At 36.3% G+C, this 19034-nt stretch carries 21 protein-coding genes; 19 read left to right on the top strand and 2 right to left on the bottom strand.

The genetic code is table 11. The annotated features are described in order from the left end of the window. Positions 1-308: 308 nt before the first annotated feature. Together serC and FC88_RS09605 are read left to right on the top strand one after the other, a co-directional pair. On the top strand, positions 309-1394 hold the full coding sequence (serC, locus tag FC88_RS09610; protein WP_057815067.1) for a 3-phosphoserine/phosphohydroxythreonine transaminase: 1086 nt from the start codon (positions 309-311) through the stop codon (positions 1392-1394). Continuing rightward, complete coding sequence (locus FC88_RS09605; protein ID WP_057815065.1) at positions 1394-2563, top strand: phosphoglycerate dehydrogenase; 1170 nt, start codon at positions 1394-1396, stop codon at positions 2561-2563. Before serC ends, FC88_RS09605 begins: the two co-directional genes overlap by 1 nt. 54 nt (positions 2564-2617) lie before the next feature. Here FC88_RS09605 and lexA read toward each other — a convergent pair whose 3' ends face one another. Then, on the bottom strand, positions 2618-3241 hold the full coding sequence (gene lexA, locus FC88_RS09600) for a transcriptional repressor LexA (protein WP_057815063.1): 624 nt from the start codon (positions 3239-3241) through the stop codon (positions 2618-2620). A 95-nt stretch (positions 3242-3336) separates the two neighbouring features. Here lexA and FC88_RS09595 point away from each other — a divergent pair, with 95 nt between their 5' ends. The 13 genes from FC88_RS09595 to purD all read left to right on the top strand — a co-directional run bounded on the left by FC88_RS09595 (position 3337) and on the right by purD (position 15371). Beyond that, positions 3337-3579, top strand: a complete 243-nt coding sequence (locus FC88_RS09595; RefSeq protein WP_057815061.1) for a DUF896 domain-containing protein — start codon at positions 3337-3339, stop codon at positions 3577-3579. A gap of 61 nt (positions 3580-3640) precedes the next feature. Continuing rightward, positions 3641-3862: a YneF family protein gene (locus FC88_RS09590; protein ID WP_057815059.1), complete on the top strand. Its 222-nt coding sequence runs from the start codon at positions 3641-3643 to the stop codon at positions 3860-3862. Between the two features lie 241 nt (positions 3863-4103). After that, positions 4104-4586 carry a 5-(carboxyamino)imidazole ribonucleotide mutase gene (gene purE, locus FC88_RS09585; protein ID WP_057815057.1) on the top strand — a complete coding sequence of 161 codons (483 nt, stop codon included), beginning with the start codon at positions 4104-4106 and terminating at the stop codon, positions 4584-4586. Beyond that, a complete protein-coding gene (gene purK, locus FC88_RS09580) occupies positions 4579-5709 on the top strand; it encodes a 5-(carboxyamino)imidazole ribonucleotide synthase (protein WP_057815055.1) in 1131 nt (376 codons plus the stop codon). Before purE ends, purK begins: the two co-directional genes overlap by 8 nt. Positions 5710-5711: 2 nt before the next feature. Continuing rightward, positions 5712-6419, top strand: coding sequence for a phosphoribosylaminoimidazolesuccinocarboxamide synthase (purC, locus tag FC88_RS09575; protein ID WP_057815053.1), 708 nt, complete (start codon positions 5712-5714; stop codon positions 6417-6419). Between the two features lie 10 nt (positions 6420-6429). Continuing rightward, positions 6430-6678 (top strand): phosphoribosylformylglycinamidine synthase subunit PurS, encoded by a 249-nt coding sequence (gene purS, locus FC88_RS09570; RefSeq protein WP_057815051.1) that lies wholly within the window; start codon positions 6430-6432, stop codon positions 6676-6678. Beyond that, entirely contained in the window at positions 6679-7353 is a 675-nt protein-coding gene (gene purQ / locus FC88_RS09565; RefSeq protein ID WP_057815049.1) for a phosphoribosylformylglycinamidine synthase subunit PurQ, read from the top strand. Then, complete coding sequence (gene purL, locus FC88_RS09560) at positions 7353-9563, top strand: phosphoribosylformylglycinamidine synthase subunit PurL (protein ID WP_057815047.1); 2211 nt, start codon at positions 7353-7355, stop codon at positions 9561-9563. The genes purQ and purL overlap by 1 nt, the downstream gene beginning before the upstream one ends. After that, the gene (gene purF, locus FC88_RS09555; RefSeq protein WP_057815045.1) at positions 9548-10954 is read left to right on the top strand and encodes an amidophosphoribosyltransferase; all 1407 of its coding nucleotides are present in this window, start codon (positions 9548-9550) and stop codon (positions 10952-10954) included. Before purL ends, purF begins: the two co-directional genes overlap by 16 nt. Before the next feature lie 12 nt (positions 10955-10966). Next, complete coding sequence (gene purM, locus FC88_RS09550; RefSeq protein ID WP_057815043.1) at positions 10967-11986, top strand: phosphoribosylformylglycinamidine cyclo-ligase; 1020 nt, start codon at positions 10967-10969, stop codon at positions 11984-11986. Next, positions 11983-12564 (top strand): phosphoribosylglycinamide formyltransferase, encoded by a 582-nt coding sequence (gene purN / locus FC88_RS09545; protein WP_057815041.1) that lies wholly within the window; start codon positions 11983-11985, stop codon positions 12562-12564. Before purM ends, purN begins: the two co-directional genes overlap by 4 nt. After that, positions 12564-14105, top strand: coding sequence for a bifunctional phosphoribosylaminoimidazolecarboxamide formyltransferase/IMP cyclohydrolase (gene purH / locus FC88_RS09540; RefSeq protein ID WP_187323367.1), 1542 nt, complete (start codon positions 12564-12566; stop codon positions 14103-14105). Before purN ends, purH begins: the two co-directional genes overlap by 1 nt. Before the next feature lie 12 nt (positions 14106-14117). Further along, complete coding sequence (purD, locus tag FC88_RS09535; protein ID WP_057815037.1) at positions 14118-15371, top strand: phosphoribosylamine--glycine ligase; 1254 nt, start codon at positions 14118-14120, stop codon at positions 15369-15371. A gap of 51 nt (positions 15372-15422) precedes the next feature. Here the strand turns inward: purD and FC88_RS09530 are convergent, their stop codons facing one another. Continuing rightward, positions 15423-16052 carry a lysophospholipid acyltransferase family protein gene (locus tag FC88_RS09530; RefSeq protein WP_057815035.1) on the bottom strand — a complete coding sequence of 210 codons (630 nt, stop codon included), beginning with the start codon at positions 16050-16052 and terminating at the stop codon, positions 15423-15425. Between the two features lie 62 nt (positions 16053-16114). On the opposite strand from FC88_RS09530, the gene FC88_RS09525 reads away from it, so the two are divergent. The 4 genes from FC88_RS09525 to tsf all read left to right on the top strand — a co-directional run bounded on the left by FC88_RS09525 (position 16115) and on the right by tsf (position 18991). After that, positions 16115-16843: a tRNA1(Val) (adenine(37)-N6)-methyltransferase gene (locus FC88_RS09525; RefSeq protein WP_057815033.1), complete on the top strand. Its 729-nt coding sequence runs from the start codon at positions 16115-16117 to the stop codon at positions 16841-16843. Next, positions 16833-17114 carry a GIY-YIG nuclease family protein gene (locus tag FC88_RS09520; RefSeq protein WP_057815031.1) on the top strand — a complete coding sequence of 94 codons (282 nt, stop codon included), beginning with the start codon at positions 16833-16835 and terminating at the stop codon, positions 17112-17114. Before FC88_RS09525 ends, FC88_RS09520 begins: the two co-directional genes overlap by 11 nt. A gap of 124 nt (positions 17115-17238) precedes the next feature. Further along, entirely contained in the window at positions 17239-18045 is an 807-nt protein-coding gene (rpsB, locus tag FC88_RS09515; protein WP_057815029.1) for a 30S ribosomal protein S2, read from the top strand. Positions 18046-18115: 70 nt separating this feature from the next. After that, entirely contained in the window at positions 18116-18991 is an 876-nt protein-coding gene (tsf, locus tag FC88_RS09510; protein WP_057815027.1) for a translation elongation factor Ts, read from the top strand. The last annotated feature ends 43 nt before the right edge of the window (positions 18992-19034 follow it).

Raw genomic sequence — 19034 nt, 5'->3', positions numbered from 1 at the left:
CTCCTAGATATTTGTCTTAAGATAATTATATTCATAATAAATAAAGATTACTAGTTGACAATTATTAAAAGAATGTTAAAGTTTATTTAAGTTAATTGGAGGTTCTTTAATATGAAAAACATCAAAAATACATTAAACCTTACAGTCTCCTCCAAGTCTACACGTATATACATGTAGGCTTATTAACTAAACCTCATGTATGAAGTTAAATTCATAACTGTGGGGTTAATAAATCAAGTCAATTAGTTTCCTCACAGAGATTTTATCTGTGGGGATTTTTTTTCTAATTTTTTAAAGGAGTGGAATTCATGGTAGTTTATAATTTTTCAGCCGGTCCAGCAGTTTTGCCAACTGAAGTCATAAAAAAAGTTAAGGAAGATTTGCCATCTTTTGATAATTCGGGAATGAGTGTGATGGAAATATCTCATCGTTCGAATTTGTTTGAAAAAGTTATCGATCAAGCACAACGAGATTTAAAAGAATTATTGCAAGTACCAGATAATTATCACGTACTCTTTTTCCAAGGAGGTTGTACCTTACAGTTTAGTGCAGCTCCTTTGAATTTGGCAACTGAACATAAAAAGATTGCTTTGTTAGATAGCGGTCATTGGGCTGATCGAGCTAGGGATGAGGCTAGTCGTTTGGGCATTGGAGTAGATGTCTTAGATTCAACGAAAAATCTACATTACACTCAATTGCCTGTATTAAAAAATTTGCCACAAAATACTTACGATTACTTACACATTACGACTAATAATACGATTGAAGGAACTGCCTACAATACGTTACCAAAGACGAAGACTACACCCTTAGTAGCCGATTTGTCATCGAACTTCTTAGCCCAAAATTATGATTTTTCTAAATTTGATCTGATGATGGTGGGGGCTCAAAAAAATGTTGGGATTGCCGGATTAACTATCGTCGTGGTTAAGGATGAAATGCTCGGCAAAGCTAAAAATCTTCCTAGCATGATTGATTACGAACTCTTTGCTAAAAAGAATTCAATGTTCAATACACCACCAGTTTTTGCCATTTATGTGGCTGGTTTGGTTTTGAAATGGATCAAAGAACAAGGTGGAGTTGAAGAAATGGATCGCCGCAATCGTAAAAAATCCGATTTATTGTACGACTTCTTAGACGGTTCCAAACTATTTACTGCTCCTGTTACCAAAAAAGACCGTTCTTTAACGAATGTACCTTTTGTGACAGGTAACCAAGATTTAGATCAAGCACTGATTCAACAGGCTAGTGAAGTAGGTTTACTAAATATTAAAGGTCATCGTTCAGTCGGTGGAATGCGGGCTAGTTTGTACAATGCCATGCCTTATAGTGGCGTTGAAAAGCTAGTTGATTTCTTAAATAAATTTGAAAAAGATTATCGGGGGAAACACTAATGTATGATGTAAAAACTTTTAATGCAATTGCCCAAAGCGGCTTAGATACTTTTAGAAATGATTTTGGAATTAACAAGACAGACGATCCAGATGCTTATTTGATTAGATCAGTGAATTTGTTGGAAGCTGATTTCCCACAAAGTTTAAAGACAATCGTTAGAGCGGGTGCGGGTGTTAATAATATTCCGTTAGAACGCGTTACTCAAAAAGGAATTGCTGTTTTTAATACTCCTGGTAGTAATGCTAATGCGGTTAAGGAATTGATCGTGGCATTGATGATTGCTACGAAAAGAAATCTCTTTGCAGCACATCAATATTCAGATGAGCATACAGAAGCTGATGTCTCTCAACGAACTGAAAAAGATAAAACCAAATTTAACGGCACAGAATTAGCTAGCAAAAAAATTGCAGTGATTGGCTTAGGTCATGTTGGTTCTTTAGTTGCCAATGCTGCGTTAGGATTAGGAATGAAAGTAATTGGCTACGATCCTTATTTATCTGCTAATGCCGCTTGGAGAATCAATAATAAAGTTAAACGGGTGGATACAATAAAAAAAGCTGTTAAGAGTGCCGATTTTGTCACGGTTCACGTACCCAAAAATGAAGATACAATTGGCTTGATTGGAACGCCAGAAATCAATGAGATGAAGGATGGGGTAGTCTTATTTAATTATTCAAGAATTGGCATCGTCAATAATAAAGCCGCTATTAAGGCTATTCGTAATCAAAAAATAAATCATTATTGTACTGATTTTGGTGAACCAGTTATTGCCGAAAATCCTCAAATTACGATTACGCCACATATCGGGGGCTCAACTTTAGAAGCTGAATCAAATGGAGCTATTCAAGGTGCAAATACAGTCATGGATTATTTACAAAATGGTAATACAAATAACTGTGTCAACTTACCAAACATGCAAGTAGCTTTTGAAACAGCTTTTCGAATTACCGTAATTCACCAAAATGTTCCTAATATGGTTGGACAAATCAGTACACAATTAGCTAATCGCCAAATCAATATTGAAAATATGGCCAATGCAGCTAAAGATAAAGTTGCCTATACAATCGTAGATGTTAATGATTTGGAACAAGATGATGCAGAAGATTTAATTAATGCTCTAAATGAAGTTCCTGAAATCTATCGAGTACGTTTAATAAAACACCTATAAAAGTTGCTCAATAAAAAAACCACTCATCGGTTGAGTGGTTTTGAATAAGTAGTTTTAGAAAATTTGTGAACGATAAAGTCCAACGACTTTTCCTAAAATCTCAACATTATCTAGGATAATAGGGTCCATCGTATCATTTTCTGGTTGTAGGCGGTAATGTCCATTTTCTTGATAAAACCTCTTGCAAGTAGCTTCAATGTCTTCGGTCATTGCAATAATGATCTCGCCGTTATTAGCAAAGTTTTGTTCATGAACGATAACGTGATCGCCATCGTAGATTCCAGCATTGATCATACTTTCACCATGAATCTCTAACATGAATAACTCACCAGATTCGCGATTCAAATCAGGTGGGATTGGGAAATAACCATCAGGATTTCTCTCAGCAGTAATTGGTTGACCAGCAGCAACAGTACCTAAAATCGGGATTTGTTTAGATTTGATACCGATTGAATTGAGTCCAATGGTCGTTAATTCGATGGCACGTGGTTTAGTAGGGTCACGTTGAATGTAGCCTTTCTTTTCAAGACGAGATAGATGACCGTGAACCGTTGATGTTGAAGATAAATCTACAGCTTCGCAGATCTCTCTAACAGTAGGCGGATATCCATGTTCATCCAAGTAATCGTAAATGCATTGTAAAATTTGTGACTGTTTAGAGCCTTCAGCTTTTGACATTAGAACACCTCATTGTTAATATCTTAAATAGATTGTATCAAAATTTGAATACAAGTTCAAACAAGTGTTCGATTGTATTAGGGAGATTTGGAAAAATGAACGAACAAGACGAATTACTTAAAAAAATTAATGAATTAGCGCACAAAGCTAAAGCCGGCACAATTACTAAAGAAGAAGAAGATCAACAAGCTGAACTTAGAAAAGAATACTTGAAGAATTTCCGTGCTAGTTTTAGATCACAAATTGAGATGTTACGTGTCTTTGATAAGCAAGGAAATGAAGTTACTCCTGAAAAAGTTAGAGAAATTCAACGTAAAAAAGGATTACGTGACGATTAGGCTTTCAATTATTGAATTTTTTTTGTAATATTAATTAGTATATGGAAAGGGTGAAACATAAATGGGAACAACAATAGTCGTTGGTATTTTAGCTTTGTTGGTAGGCCTAGTTGGTGGTTTCTTCGCTGCTAGATGGTATATGAAGAAATATTTCCAAGATAATCCACCAATCAGTGCTGATATGATTAAGCAAATGATGGCTCAAATGGGACAAAAGCCTTCACAAAAGAAACTTAATCAATTAATGAATACTATGAAGAATTCACAAAAGAACAACAAATAGTTAAACCAAAATAAGTGATATGCATATTTTTATATGTGTATCGCTTATTTTTTTATGCTAAAAATTAAAGTATAAGTAAAATGCGAACTAAAAATATTTATCCAATTATTATCAGCAAAATGTAAACGATAAACACGAATAATAAAAGAAAAATATTGCATAAAATACGCTTTTTCCATTGAAAGAAAATGAAAACCCTGATAAACTTTGGATACCAAAGCAAGAAAGGTGGAAATTTTTAATGTCTGATGTAGCGATAGTTATGGGCTCTATTTCTGACTTGAAAGTTATGCAAAATACAATTGATGTTTTGCAAGAACTTGGGGTCAGCTATGAAGCCAAAGTGATTTCAGCGCACCGCACGCCTCAAGAAATGCTCGATTTTGCTAGAGGTGCTAAGGATACTTTCAAAGTGATCATTGCCGGAGCAGGGGGAGCTGCTCATTTACCTGGCATGATCGCATCATCAACAATTTTACCGGTGATTGGGGTGCCGGTTCCATCGAGATATCTCAAAGGGATGGACTCATTGCTTTCAATCGTACAAATGCCAGCTGGAGTTCCGGTGGCAACTGTTTCAATTGGTGAAGCTGGAGCTAAAAATGCAGCAATTTTAGCAACAAAGATTTGTGCATTACAAAATAATACTTATCAAGAATCATTAACAAAATATGTTCAAGCGATGCATGACAAATCGCTAGAAAGTGGGAAAGATCTTGAATAAGACAATTTTACCAGGCTCAACGATTGGTATTATCGGTGGCGGTCAATTAGGTCAAATGATGTCCTTTTGTGCTAAGGAAATGGGTTATAGAGTAATTATTTTAGATCCACAACCAAATTGTTCGGCTGCTCAAGTCTCTGATGATCAAATCGTGGCTGAATATTCTGATGTTGATCAATTAGTTGAATTAGCTAAGAGATGTGACGTCTTGACTTATGAATTCGAAAACGTTGACGCTTCAGCCATCAATGAAGTAAAAAAATACACTCAAGTACCACAAGGTATTAAAGCGTTAAAGGTCACTCAAAATCGAATTTCTGAGAAAGATTTTATCGATGCCAACGGATTTGCAACTGTACCACACGTTGTGATTGAAAATATCTTTGAATATCATCGTGGTGTTGAAAAATTAGGCGCACCAGTGATTTTGAAAACAATCCGCGGTGGTTATGACGGTAAAGGTCAAATTTTGATTACAGATCCCGAAGATGTTTGCTTTGCTGATATTGAACATTTATTGATGCAAGGGCCTTGTATGCTAGAAAAGAAAATTGATTTAGAAAAAGAAGTTTCGGTTGTCGTTTCTGCTAATAGTAACGGTGAGAAGTCAATTTTTCCAATCATCGAAAATGTTCATCGTCATAACATCTTGCATTTGAGTACCTGTCCAGCTCAAATCAGTAAGAAGAGTGCTCAACACATTTATCAAGTTGCTGAAACTTTAGCTGAGAAACTCGAGTTAGTAGGAACGATGTGTATCGAATTCTTTATTTCTACTAAAGATGAAGTGTTTGTTAATGAAATTGCGCCAAGACCTCATAATTCCGGTCATTTAACAATTGAGGCCTGCAATATTTCTCAATTTGATGCTCATATCCGCGGTGTTTGTAATTTAGCCATGCCAAAGATTGAATTGCTAAAACCTGCAGCTATGGTCAATCTTTTGGGTCAACATCTTGAAGCTGCTAAAAAGGAATTAGTTCAACATCCGGAATGGCATTTCCATGATTATGGTAAAGATGCTATCAAAGAAAATCGTAAGATGGGTCACATTACGATTTTAAGCGATGATCTTGAAAAAACTAAACAAGCTATCGAAAATAATTCAATTTGGGACGTGTAAAAATGACAGACGAAAAGTTACTTTATGAAGGAAAAGCTAAGAACGTGTATCAAGCTGAAAATGAGGATGAAGTTTTGATGGTCTATAAAGACCAAGCAACAGCTTTTAATGGTAAGAAAAAAGAAATTTTGCCAGGTAAAGGAGTTTTAAACTGTCAAATTTCAATGTTGGTTTTTGACTACTTAATTAAAAATGGTATTAAAACTCATTTAGTCAAAAATCTTTCAGATCACGAACAACTTGTTAAAAAAACCAATGTTTTCCCACTAGAAGTAGTTTTAAGAAATATTACTTCTGGATCACTAGTAAAAAAATTCCAAATTGAAGAAGGTCAAAAATTATCAACTCCAATTATTGAATTTTATTACAAGAGCGACGCTTTAGATGATCCATTTATCAACGAATCACAAATTCACGCCTTAAAAATTGCTGATAAAGATGAAATTGAAGAAATCAAAGAACAAGCTCTAAAAATTAATCAGTTATTAATTCCTTTCTTTGCTAAAGCAAACTTTGATTTAGTAGATTTCAAACTCGAATTCGGTAAATACAATGGTCAAATTATTTTAGTGGATGAATTTTCACCAGATAATTGCCGTCTTTGGGACAAGACTAGTCACCACTCAATGGATAAAGATGTCTTTCGTAAGCACGAAGGTGATTTAGTTGAAACATACCATGATGTCTTGCAACGACTACAAGATAAATAGGAGAGAAACCATGAAATTAGTTAAAGTTTACGTTACTTTGAAAGATTCCGTTCTAGATGCTCAAGGAGAGGCAATCAAGTCAGCTATCAATACGATGGGTTATGACAAAATTTCTGACGTTCACATGGGGAAGTATTTTGAATTGAAATTTGCCAGTGACTATCAAGAATTGGAAAATGACGTCGATAAAATCTGTGATGACCTTTTAGCAAATCCTAATATTGAAACTTATCGTTATGAAATTACGGAGGCTGAATAAATGAAACTTGCAGTAGTGAATTTCCCTGGTTCAAATTGTGACATGGACCTCTTTTATGCAATCCGTGACGGTATCAAACAAGCAGTCGAATTAGTTGATTATCGGGCTACGTCATTGAAGGGATTTGACGGCGTTTTGATTCCAGGTGGTTTTTCATATGGTGACTATTTGCGTAGTGGAGCAATTGCTGTACACGCGCCGATCGTTAAAGAAATTATTCGCTTTGCCAATGAAGGAAAAATTGTTTTGGGAATCTGTAATGGCTTTCAAATCCTGACAGAATTAGGTTTATTGCCAGGAGCTTTGATTCAAAATGAAAAGAGTCGCTTTATTTGTGAAACTGTCGACCTTGAAGTCGAGAACAATCAGACCATTTTTACAAGTCACTATCAACCAAAAGAAGTGATTAAAGTGCCAGTTGCCCATGGTGAAGGACGTTATTACTGTGATGAAGCAACTTTGCAGGAATTAAAAGAGAATCGTCAAATCATTTTCAAATATAAAGAAAATATCAATGGCAGTGTGGACCAAATTGCTGGAATTGCCAACAAAGAAAAGAATGTATTGGGAATGATGCCTCATCCAGAAAGAGCAATTGAAGAAATTCTCGGTTCTGATGATGGTTTGAAATTATTCCAATCGTTAATCAATCCAGAAGTAAAGGTGAATGACTAATGACTGAACCTACCGCAGAACAAATTAAAACTGAAAAGATTTATCAACAATGGGGTTTGACTGATGAAGAATATGACTTGATCAGTGAAAAGATTTTACATCGTCTACCAAACTACACAGAAGCGGGACTTTATTCCGTAATGTGGAGTGAACATTGTTCTTACAAAAATTCCAAAAAAGTTCTTCGTAAGATGCCTAATCACAGTGATCGCGTTTTGGCGGGTCCGGGTGAAGATGCTGGTATTTTGGATATTGGCGATAATCAAGCTGTAGTTTTTAAAGCTGAAAGTCACAATCATCCGTCCGCAGTTGAACCTTATCAAGGTGCCGCAACTGGTGTTGGAGGAATCATCAGAGATATTTTCTCAATGGGTGCTCAACCAATTGCTTTGATGAATAGTTTAAAATTTGGACCATTAAAAGATGGCAAGACTAAACATTTAGTTAATGAAGTAGTCGCTGGTATTGGTGGTTATGGAAACTGTATTGGTTTGCCAACTATCGGTGGAGAAATCTCGTTTGAAGATTGTTACGAACACAATCCATTAGTTAATGCGATGTGTATTGGTTTGTTGAATAGTACTGACTTCAAGCACGGTACGGCTAGTGGCGATAAAAACTTGATCGTTTATGTCGGTGCTAAGACTGGTCGTGATGGAATTCATGGGGCAACTTTTGCTTCAGATGAATTTACTGATACTAAGAATAAGCAACGTTCAGCTGTTCAAGTAGGTAATCCTTTTATTGAAAAACTCTTAATGGACGCTTGTGTTGAAATTATTGAACAACATTCTAATTGGATCTTAGGAATTCAAGATATGGGTGCAGCTGGATTAGTTTCTTCAACTGCTGAAATGGCTTCTAAGGCAGGATCTGGCTTGAAATTGAATCTAGATCGCGTGCCACAACGAGAAACTGGTATGACTGCTTATGAAATGATGTTGTCAGAATCGCAAGAACGGATGGTTTTATGTGTGAAACCAGAATTCATCGACGATGTATTGAATTTCTTTAGACATTTTGAATTAGATGCAGTTGTTATTGGTGAAGTTACTAACGATAAACAATATCGTATTTATCATCACGATGAGTTGGTTACTGATATTCCCGTTGACAGTCTGACTGAAGATGTTCCTGAGTATGATCGAATTGAAAAACAACCTCAAAGAATGATCGATGATAAAGATTTCCACTTTGAACCAACGATTTCTTCATTGAAAGAAACTTGGTTAGATATGTTGAAACGTCCGAATATCGCTAGTAAAAAATATTTTTATCAAACTTATGACTCTCAAGTTAAAGCCAATACCTTGGTACGTCCAGGTAGTGATAGTGGCGTGGTTAGAATTCGCGGTACAAAAAAAGCCATCGCGGTAACTAACGATAGCAATTCAAAATATGTCTATTTAAATCCATTTGTTGGTGGACAAATTGCTGTTATGGAAGCAGCTAGAAATATCGTCGCCAGTGGTGGCTTACCAATCGGTATCACTGACTGTTTAAATTACGGTAATCCAGAAGATCCAGAAGCCTTTTATGAATTGGATAAGAGCGTTGAAGGAATTGCCAGCGCTTGTGAAATTATTGATACACCTGTCATTTCTGGAAATGTATCGCTTTATAACGAATATAACGAAGTTGCTATTTATCCTAGCCCAATGGTAGGAATGGTCGGTTTGATCGATGATTTCAAGAAAGTCACTACGAGTGATTTCAAGCACGGTCAAGATTTAATTTATGTATTAGGTCAAACAGCTGATGATTTCAATGGGTCAGAAATTCAAATGGCACAAATGAAAAAATTAAAGGGTGATTTAAGACCGTTAGATTTAAATCAAGAAAAATTGCATCAGGATTTAATCAGACAAGCTATCAATCAAGGCTTGCTAAAGAGTTGTCACGACCTTTCAGAAGGTGGTTTGGCAGTTGCCTTATCAGAATCAGCTTTTGGAAATGATCTTGGTTTTGAAATTGAAACTAAGTTAACTTCAAAACAAATGTTCTCAGAAACTCAATCACGATTCTTAGTAACAGTAGCACCAAAAGATCAAATGGCTTTTGAAAATCTTGTCCAAAGGGATTTTGAATTATTAGGATTTGTAAGTTCTCAAAATATTTTCAAAATTACTACCGCTGATGCAACAGTTCAAATTAATGGACAAGCGGCTAAAAGTAATTGGAAAGAGGCGATTGCGTGCTTAATGAAGTAAAGAGTTTGAATGAAGAATGTGGCGTGTTTGGTGTCTGGGGAGCTGAAAATGCTAATTATTTAACTTATTTAGGTTTGCACAGTCTTCAACATCGTGGTCAAGAAGGTGCCGGAATTGTCGCTAATGATGGTAAAAGATTACGAACTTATCGTAATTTAGGATTGTTGACACAAGTTTTCTCTAAACCAGAATTTCTTAATAGTTTAGTTGGTAATTCAGCTATTGGTCACGTTCGTTATTCAACTGCTGGGGAAAACAAAATTGAAAATGTTCAACCATTATTATTTGACTTTACTGACAGCCAAATTGCCTTAGCACATAATGGTAACTTGACTAATGCCATCACACTCAAAAAGGAATTGGAAGAAAAAGGTCATATTTTTAAGTCCAGTTCTGACTCAGAAGTTCTAGTGCATCTTATTAAGGTTTCCAATGCGCCAACGCTGCACGAAAAAATCATTGAGGCGCTTAACAAGATTCAAGGCGGTTTCGCTTATCTATTGTTGACAAAAGATGCCTTGATCGTAGCACTTGATTCACATGGATTTAGACCTTTGTCAATCGGTAAATTATCTAACGGAGGTTTCGTAGTTGCCAGTGAAACATGTGCTTTGGATGCCGTCGGTGCCTCTTTAGTTCGTAACGTTCAACCTGGAGAATTGATTACCATCTCAGATTCAGGTATGGAAATTGATCACTGGACGAATAAAACACAATTGGCAATTTGTTCTATGGAATTCATTTATTTTGCACGACCAGATTCCGATATTTTAGGTATCAACGTCCATTCAGCTAGAAAACGTATGGGAGCCAACTTGGCCAAAGAAGCTCCAGCTGACGGAGATATTGTCGTGGGTGTTCCTAATTCTTCTTTATCAGCTGCTAGTGGTTATGCTGAAGAGATTGGTTTGCCTTACGAAATGGGCTTGATCAAGAATCAACACATGGGTCGCGAGTTTATCCAACCAACTAAAGAATTGCGTGAAAAGAGCGTTCGTCAAAAGTTAGCTGCTGTTAAAGGTGTTGTTCGTGGCAAACGAGTGATTTTAGTCGATGATTCAATTGTCCGGGGAACCACTTGTGCTTATATCGTGCAATTGTTGCGTGATGCTGGTGCTGTTGAAGTTCATTTAAGAATTGCTTCGCCACGTTTCATGCATCCTTGTTTTTATGGTATCGATATCCAAGAAAAGAGTGAGTTGATTGCTGCCCATAAGTCGATCCCAGAAATGAATCAAATGTTTGGTTCTGATTCACTAGAATTTCTCAGTGAGGATGGTTTGATCAGTGCAATTGGTTTAAATGCAGATGCACCGTATTCAGGTTTAGATATGTCATATTTTAACGGCGATTATCCAACCTATCTTTATGATTACGAATCCAAAAAATAAGGAGGCATCAAGATGTCTAATCCCTATCAAGATGCGGGTGTTAATATTCAATCAGGCTATAAAATTTCTAAGTTTGTTAAACAAAACACTCACGATAAAAATATCGGCAACTTTGGCGGTGTTTACGAGATACCAGAAGGATATAAGCATCCAGTTTTAGTTTCCAGCGATGATGGTGTTGGGACTAAATTGTTATTGACGAATAAAGCCAAGAGGTGGGATACGATTGGCATTGATTTAGTTGCGATGTGTGTCAACGATATTTTGTCACAAGGTGCTATTCCTCAATACTTTTTAGACTATATTTCGACTGGAAAAATCGACCAAAAAGTCGAAGAAATACTCAAAGGTGTAATTGAAGGCTGTAATCAAGCTAACGCTGCTTTGATCGGTGGCGAAACTGCCGAAATGCCCGGCGTTTATAGTGAAAAAGATTATGATTTAGCGGGTTTTTCGGTTGGAATCTGTGAAAAAGACGATTTATTACAAAGAGAAAATCTAAAAGCTGGCGACGTTTTGATTGGTATTACTTCTAGTGGTATTCATTCCAATGGTTATTCACTCGTTCGTAAAATTTTCTTTGAAGATCACAACTTTTCTATCAATGACGTGTTGCCAGAAGCATCTGGAAAGACTTTAGGCGAATTGTTATTAACGCCAACTAAGATTTATGTTGAAGACGTTGTACCACTGTTAGAAGAACGGTTGATCAAAGGTATCAGTCATATCACTGGTGGAGGATTTCTTGAAAATATTCCTCGGATGTTGCCAGATAATTTAACAGCGTCAATCAATGTTGACGTTTGGCCAAAGCCCCCTATTTTTGATATTTTGCAAAAATATGGACAGTTGGAATTAAGAGATATGTATAACATTTTCAATATGGGTATCGGGATGGTCATTGCTGTCGATCCTGATAGAGAAATTGAGGTTTTAGAATTATTGAATGAAAATAAAACCAATGCTTTTACAATTGGTGAACTAATACCAAAAGAATCTCAAAGTCTGATTTTGAAAGGAGATAAGCTATGAGAGTAGCCGTCTTTGCTTCCGGTAATGGTAGTAATTTCGAGGCCATTGCTAAATCGGATGAGTTAAGGAATTTAGGTTTAGAAATTGAAATTTTGGTATGTGATCAACCAAAGGCTCATGTTTTAAAACGAGCTAAAAAGTATCATATTCCAGTATTCGTTAATCAATTGTCAAACTATCCTGATCGTAGTAGTTATGAACAAGCAATCATTGAAAAATTAAAACCGTTAAACATCGAATATATTTTATTGGCAGGTTATATGAAAGTTGTGACACCAACTTTACTAACAGCTTATCCTAATCACATTATCAATATTCATCCATCGCTGTTACCGAAGTTCTCAGGCCTTGAAGCGATTGAAAGAACCTTTAAAGCAGGAGAGGAAGTAACTGGTGTAACGATTCACTATATTGATGAAGGGGTCGATACTGGGCCAATCATCAAACAGTGTAAAGTTGTTCGTTTAAGAAATGATACTGAAGCTAGTTTGGAAGCAAGAATTCATCAAACTGAGCATCAGATGTATCGCCAAGTAATTCTTGATTTATTAAATAAAAATAATGAGGTGGCCAAATAATGAAGAGAGCTTTAATCAGTGTTTCAGATAAAACAGGTGTTGTTGAATTTGCTAAAGGTTTAATCGCTAATGATTTTGAAATTATTTCTACTGGTGGTACATACAAAAAGCTTCAAGAAGCAGGCGTTAAAGTAACTGAAATTGATGAAGTAACTAAATTCCCAGAAATTCTCGATGGTCGTGTAAAGACATTGCATCCAGTCGTTCATGCTGGATTATTAGCTAAACGTGATAATCCTGAACACATGAAGACACTTGAAAAGCTCAATATCAATACGATTGATTTGGTTTGTGTCAATCTTTATCCATTTAAAGAAACTATTTCAAAAGCAGATGTTACCCCAGCTCAAGCTATTGAACAGATCGATATCGGTGGTCCTTCAATGATTCGTTCTGCTTCTAAGAATTTTAAGAGTGTATATGTGGTCATTGATAATAAAGATTATGAAACTGTCCTTGAAAGTATCCAATCAGACGAAGACGATACAATTTTACGTCGTCGTTTGGCTGCTAAAGCTTTCCGTCATACAGCCCAATACGATAGCATTATTGCTCATTATTTGACTGATCTAAATGAAGATGAATTCCCAGATGTCGAAGTCCTTGGATACGATTATCACCAAGAATTAAGATATGGTGAAAATTCACATCAAAAGGCGGCCTTTTATCAAAGTGCTATGCCAAGTGAATATTCAATTGCCTCAGCAAAACAACTTCATGGTAAAGAATTATCATTCAACAATATCAAGGATGCTGATGCTGCTTTAAGAATCGTGGCTGATTTTGACCAACCTTGTGTGGCTGCTTTGAAGCATATGAATCCTTGTGGTGTCGGAGTTGATGATGAATCAATTTATAAAGCATGGAGAAAAGCCTATACAGCAGATACAATGTCGATCTTCGGTGGTATCGTAGCAGTCAATCGCGAAGTTACTAAAGAGATTGCTGAAGAAATGCATAAGATCTTCTTGGAAATCGTAATTGCACCTAGTTTTACACCAGAGGCTTTAGAAATTCTTGAAGCTAAGAAAAATATTCGTCTATTGACACTTGATTTCTCTAAGTCAAAAGAAGCTGACAAATATGATTACGTATCTGTCATGGGTGGATTATTAGTTCAAGAACGTGATAGTACAGTTGATCAAATGAGTGAATTCAAAGTTGTAACTAAAAAAGCTCCAACTGCTGAAGAGATGAAAGCTTTATTATTCGGCCAACAAATCGTCAAGCACGTTAAGAGTAATGCCATTGTTATTTCCACGACTGACAAAACACTCGGTATTGGTGCTGGACAAATGAATCGTATCGGTTCAGTTAAAATCGCTGTTGAACAAGAAGAACAAGCTGATACACATACACCATTAGTTATGGCTTCTGATGCTTTCTTCCCAATGGATGACTGTGTTCAATACGCTGCTGAACACAACATTACAGCTATCGTTCAACCAGGTGGTTCCATTAAGGATCAAGACTCAATCGACATGGCAAATGAACATGGCATCGCAATGGTCTTCACAGGTAGAAGACACTTCAAACACTAGAGAGGTTTTTTAATGAAAATACTTGTTGTTGGTTCTGGTGCCAGAGAAGATGCTATTTGTAAGGCATTGTTGAAAAATAAAAATACTGTTTTCTGCGCACCTGGAAATGATGGAATGAAATTATCAGGTATCAAAACGATTTCAATTAATGAAGATGAATTTGATCACTTAACTAACTTTGTTCAGACTAACGATATCGACTATACGGTCGTTGGTCCAGAAGAGCCATTAGTAAATGGAATTGTCGATTTTTTTAAGGAACGTAAATTAAAGATTTTTGGACCTAACAAATTGGCTGCCCAAGTAGAAGGCTCAAAAACTTTTACTAAAAAAATAATGGCTGATGCTAATATTCCTACGGCTAAATATCATGAATTTACTGATTTAGAGAATGCTGTGGAGTATTTAACTGTTGAATCAAGTTTTCCAACAGTTATCAAAGCTGACGGATTAGCCGCTGGTAAAGGTGTTTATATTGTTCAGGACTTAAATGAAGCTTTAGAAGTGGTCAGTGAGCTCTTGGATGGACATAAATTCAATACTAAAAGAGTAGTGATTGAAGAGTACCTTGATGGTGAAGAATTCTCTCTGATGGCATTTGTTGATCACAAGCGCTTTTATCCTATGCCTTTAGCTCAAGACTATAAGAAAATTTTTGAAGATGACAAAGGTCCTAATACTGGCGGTATGGGTGCTGTTTGTCCAGTAGGCAATATTTCTGAAGACATCAAGCAAATGGCCATTGATCAAGTTTTGGAGCCTTTTGTTCACCAACTATATCAAGAAGGTATCAAGTATACGGGTATTTTATATGCCGGCTTGATCTCGACTAAAGATGGTATCAAGGTAATTGAATTCAATGCTCGCTTTGGTGATCCTGAGACTGAAGTGGTTTTGCCACGTTTGAAATCTGATTTGTCTGATATTTTTGTAAAGATTTTGAACCATAAAAAAATTACTGAGATAAATTGGGAAACAAAAGGTCTTAATCTAGGGGTTTTTGCGGTCAGCCAAGGTTATCCGCAGAAACCAATTTTTGGTAGTTTAGGTAAAGTCGATGATTTCAAAAATTGTCCATTGACGATTAATTTTGCTGGTGTTCGCAAGCAAGATGAAGAATTGATCAGCAATGGTGGGCGATTGTACTTGATGCAAACACAGGCTGATTCGTTGAGTCACGCTCAGGCTGATGTTTATCAGCACTTGCAACGTATGAATCAAGAGAATATTTTTTATCGTCGTGATATTGGTAAAAACTCCATATAGACGAAAAAGACGACAATTCAATTTGAAATGTCGTCTTTTTCGTCTATATAATTATTTATGTTTCTTTTTTGGTGGGATATATTCAAAACTAGGATCGATTTCGTTATCGATTTTGTCCCAAGCTTCTTCCATATCTTCATTAATTTGTTTAGTTTGCTTTTCATCCAGTTTGGCTTTAAAGTCAAAGTCGATTTCTGGACCGATTCCGACGGTGATTCGCTGATGTTTCATAAGACCACCAAAAGTCAAAGGTCCTTGATAAACAAATGGTACTAGTGGGGCTTTAGAAAGTTTTGCAATTAAAGCAGCACCACCTTTTAAGTCTTCCGAATAACGAGTTCCTGAAGGAAACATTATCAAAACTTTGCCTTCTTTTTTCAAGGCTTTAACGGGTGTTTTGATAACTGAGGGACCGGGATGTTCTCGATCAACTGGAAAGGCATGGGCGTGAACTAAGATAAATCTTAATATTGGATTCTTGAAGAGTTCTTTTTTTGCCATAAAAGTTGCAACACGTGGCGAAATTACCAAAGCAAAAAAGATTGGTTCCCACCAAGTTCGGTGGGGTGCTACTAGAATATAGGGCTTATCAGGCAAGTTTTCTTTGCCAACTACGTGGTAACGTCCATTTAAGAGGAAAACTAGTCCTCTTACTAAAACACGAATTACTTTATAAAACATAAAATTCTCATTCTCCCAAAAATAATTTTCACTTATTTAAAATACCATAAAGCAGGTGTAATATGTCGATTAATTCTCAAGATACGATTGCCAACAGCGGCGTCAAAATCAATCAAGACAAGGAGCTTTACTCATTTAACCTTGATACCATTTTACTCTATAATTTCGCAAATCCCGCAAAAAAAGGCAAAGTTGTCGATCTATGTGCAGGAAATGGAGCCATTGGATTGTCTTTAGCTAGTAAAACTGTCGCTAAAATTTACTTAGTTGAAATTCAAAAGCAATTATCTGATTTAGCTCAAAAAAGTATTGACGATAACCATTTGTCAAAGCAAGTGACATTGATTAATGACGATTTAAAAAATATTCAACAATACATTGCCCATGATACAGTTGATACGATCGTCTGCAATCCGCCATATTTTAAAGTAACTGATCAAACTGCAATCAAAGACAATTCCGTTTTAGCCATTGCACGCCACGAACTAAAAGCTAATTTAAAAGATATTTTGTCGGCTATCAAAGTTTTACTCAAAGAAAATTCTCACGCTTATTTAGTCTATCGCCCGCAACGACTCAGTGACTTACTAGTAACGATGGCAAAAGAGAAGTTGCAAGCTAAACGTCTACGATTCGTTAGGACAACTGCTAAAAAGGATGCCAATTTAGTATTGGTCGATGCTATCAAGACTGTTAAGACTGCGTCCTTGAGAGTGGAACCAGATTTAGTTATTTATGACGAAAATCATCAATTAAGTAAAGAGGCTAATTTAATAATCAATGGAAAGTAAATACTACGTATACATGTTATTGTGCAGTGACAGAACCTTTTACACTGGTACTAGTAACGATGTGAAAAAAAGAGTAAAAACGCACAATGCTGGCAAAGGTGCTAAGTACACGAAAGTTAGACGTCCAGTTAAACTCATGTATACCGAGGAATTGGTCGACAAGTCTGCAGCTTTGAAACGTGAAATTGCCATAAAAAAGCTAACCCGCCAACAAAAAAAACAGCTCTTAAAAAGTCATGGAATAAATTGGCGGGACTACTTGATTAAATAGTGGTCCTCATTTATAATATTAAACCGTATTGAATACACACACTTAACGATTCAACTGATGGTGCGCGAGTCGCGTTTTGGTTGAATAAGACTTAAGTGGAGGTAAAAACCAGGAGGAACTTTTTATGTCAGTTATTTCTATGAAACAACTTCTTGAAGCCGGTGTACATTTCGGTCACCAAACAAGAAGATGGAACCCTAAGATGAAGCCATTTATCTTTACACAAAGAAATGGTATTTACATCATTGATTTACAAAAAACAGTACGCATGATTGACGATGCATACAACTATATGAAGGCTGTTGCCGGTGATGATGGAATTTTCCTATTCGTTGGTACAAAGAAACAAGCCCAAGACGCTGTTGCTGAAGAAGCTACGCGTGCCGGTCAATACTACGTTAACCACCGTTGGTTAGGTGGAACTTTGACTAACTGGAACACAATCCAAAAACGTATCAAGAGATTAAAGGACATCAAGGCAATGGCTGAAGATGGTACTTTTGAACGTCTACCTAAGAAAGAGGTTGCTTTACTACAAAAGCAACAAGCTAAGCTAGAAAGATTCCTTGGTGGTATCGAAGATATGCCAAGAATCCCAGATGTTATGTTTATTGTTGATCCTCACAAGGAAAACATTGCTGTTAACGAAGCTAAGAAACTTAACATTCCTATCGTAGCTATGGTTGATACAAATACAGATCCAGATCCTATCGATGTTATCATTCCTTCAAACGATGATGCTATCCGTGCCGTTAGATTAATCACATCTAAGATGGCTGATGCTATCGTTGAAGGTAAACAAGGTGAAGAAGCTGTTACAGATGCAGACTTTGCTAAGGATGACAACAACGACGAAAATTCTGATGCTGCTGATGCAAAATCTATTGAAGATTTAGCACAAGCTAAGAACACAAGCGAAGATAACAAATAATTAAAATAATAAACGTAAAATAGAGTCATCTGAGTAAGATGGCTTTATTTATACGACTGGAGGATTACTAATGGCTAAAATTACTGCTGCTCAAGTTAAAGAATTACGTGATAAGACAAGCGTTGGTATGATGGATGCTAAGAAAGCATTGGTTGCTGCTGACGGTAATATGCAAGAAGCTATCGACAAACTTCGTGAAAAGGGTATTGCTAAGGCTGCCAAGAAGAGTGGTAACGTTGCTGCTGAAGGTTTGACACATATCGAAATCTCAGGTAACAAAGCTGCTATCATCGAAGTTAACTCAGAAACTGACTTTGTTTCATCAAACGATAAGTTTATCAATTTAGTAAATAGTATTGGTAAAGCTATCGTTGAAAATGAACCAAAGACAATGGACGAAGCTTTGGAACTTAAGATGGGTGACCAAACAATCAACGAAGCTATCACTGGCTTAACAGCTGTTATCGGTGAAAAGATCTCATTGAGACGTTTTGAGGTTCTTGACAAGACTGACTCACAAGTATTCGGTTCATACCTACACAATGGTGGTTTGATCGGTGCTATCGTTACTCTTGAAGGTGCTGATGAGGCTACTGCTAAAGACGTTGCTATGCATGTTGCAGCTATCAATCCTGAATTCATGGACCGTGATCAAGTTCCTGCAGATCGTCTAGAACATGAAAAAGCTATCTTCACTGAAGAAACAAAGGCTGAAGGTAAACCTGAAAAGATCATTCCTAGAATCGTTGAAGGTCGTCTAAACAAATTCTTGTCAGAAATTAGTTTGGCTGACCAAGAATTCGTTAAGGATTCAGATATGACAGTTCAACAATTTGTTGAATCAAAGAATGGTAAGTTAGTTTCATTCGTTCGTTACGAAGTTGGCGAAGGTATCGAAAAGAAACAAGAAGACTTTGCTGAAGAAGTAAAGAACCAAATGAAGTAATTTTTTAACAATTTCGAGAAAGGTCGCTTAATTCAATTTGAAT

The organism is Companilactobacillus futsaii JCM 17355, assembly GCF_001435505.1.
Taxonomy (GTDB): domain Bacteria; phylum Bacillota; class Bacilli; order Lactobacillales; family Lactobacillaceae; genus Companilactobacillus; species Companilactobacillus futsaii.
Note: the sequence above shows the minus strand (reverse complement) of the source record. Positions and strands in the feature narration are given on the sequence as shown.

Bases quoted from the DNA above. Each gene is read 5' to 3' on its own strand.
- FC88_RS09590 (WP_057815059.1), top strand. From the start codon at position 3,641: ATGGGAACAACAATAGTCGTTGGTATTTTAGCTTTGTTGGTAGGCCTA.
- FC88_RS09525 (WP_057815033.1), top strand. From the start codon at position 16,115: ATGTCGATTAATTCTCAAGATACGATTGCCAACAGCGGCGTCAAAATC.
- FC88_RS09530 (WP_057815035.1), bottom strand. From the start codon at position 16,052: ATGTTTTATAAAGTAATTCGTGTTTTAGTAAGAGGACTAGTTTTCCTC.
- FC88_RS09595 (WP_057815061.1), top strand. From the start codon at position 3,337: ATGAACGAACAAGACGAATTACTTAAAAAAATTAATGAATTAGCGCAC.
- FC88_RS09520 (WP_057815031.1), top strand. From the start codon at position 16,833: ATGGAAAGTAAATACTACGTATACATGTTATTGTGCAGTGACAGAACC.
- purC (WP_057815053.1), top strand. From the start codon at position 5,712: ATGACAGACGAAAAGTTACTTTATGAAGGAAAAGCTAAGAACGTGTAT.
- purH (WP_187323367.1), top strand. From the start codon at position 12,564: ATGAAGAGAGCTTTAATCAGTGTTTCAGATAAAACAGGTGTTGTTGAA.
- purS (WP_057815051.1), top strand. From the start codon at position 6,430: ATGAAATTAGTTAAAGTTTACGTTACTTTGAAAGATTCCGTTCTAGAT.
- tsf (WP_057815027.1), top strand. From the start codon at position 18,116: ATGGCTAAAATTACTGCTGCTCAAGTTAAAGAATTACGTGATAAGACA.
- purL (WP_057815047.1), top strand. From the start codon at position 7,353: ATGACTGAACCTACCGCAGAACAAATTAAAACTGAAAAGATTTATCAA.
- purE (WP_057815057.1), top strand. From the start codon at position 4,104: ATGTCTGATGTAGCGATAGTTATGGGCTCTATTTCTGACTTGAAAGTT.
- purM (WP_057815043.1), top strand. From the start codon at position 10,967: ATGTCTAATCCCTATCAAGATGCGGGTGTTAATATTCAATCAGGCTAT.
- purD (WP_057815037.1), top strand. From the start codon at position 14,118: ATGAAAATACTTGTTGTTGGTTCTGGTGCCAGAGAAGATGCTATTTGT.
- rpsB (WP_057815029.1), top strand. From the start codon at position 17,239: ATGTCAGTTATTTCTATGAAACAACTTCTTGAAGCCGGTGTACATTTC.
- lexA (WP_057815063.1), bottom strand. From the start codon at position 3,241: ATGTCAAAAGCTGAAGGCTCTAAACAGTCACAAATTTTACAATGCATT.
- FC88_RS09605 (WP_057815065.1), top strand. From the start codon at position 1,394: ATGTATGATGTAAAAACTTTTAATGCAATTGCCCAAAGCGGCTTAGAT.
- purN (WP_057815041.1), top strand. From the start codon at position 11,983: ATGAGAGTAGCCGTCTTTGCTTCCGGTAATGGTAGTAATTTCGAGGCC.
- purQ (WP_057815049.1), top strand. From the start codon at position 6,679: ATGAAACTTGCAGTAGTGAATTTCCCTGGTTCAAATTGTGACATGGAC.
- serC (WP_057815067.1), top strand. From the start codon at position 309: ATGGTAGTTTATAATTTTTCAGCCGGTCCAGCAGTTTTGCCAACTGAA.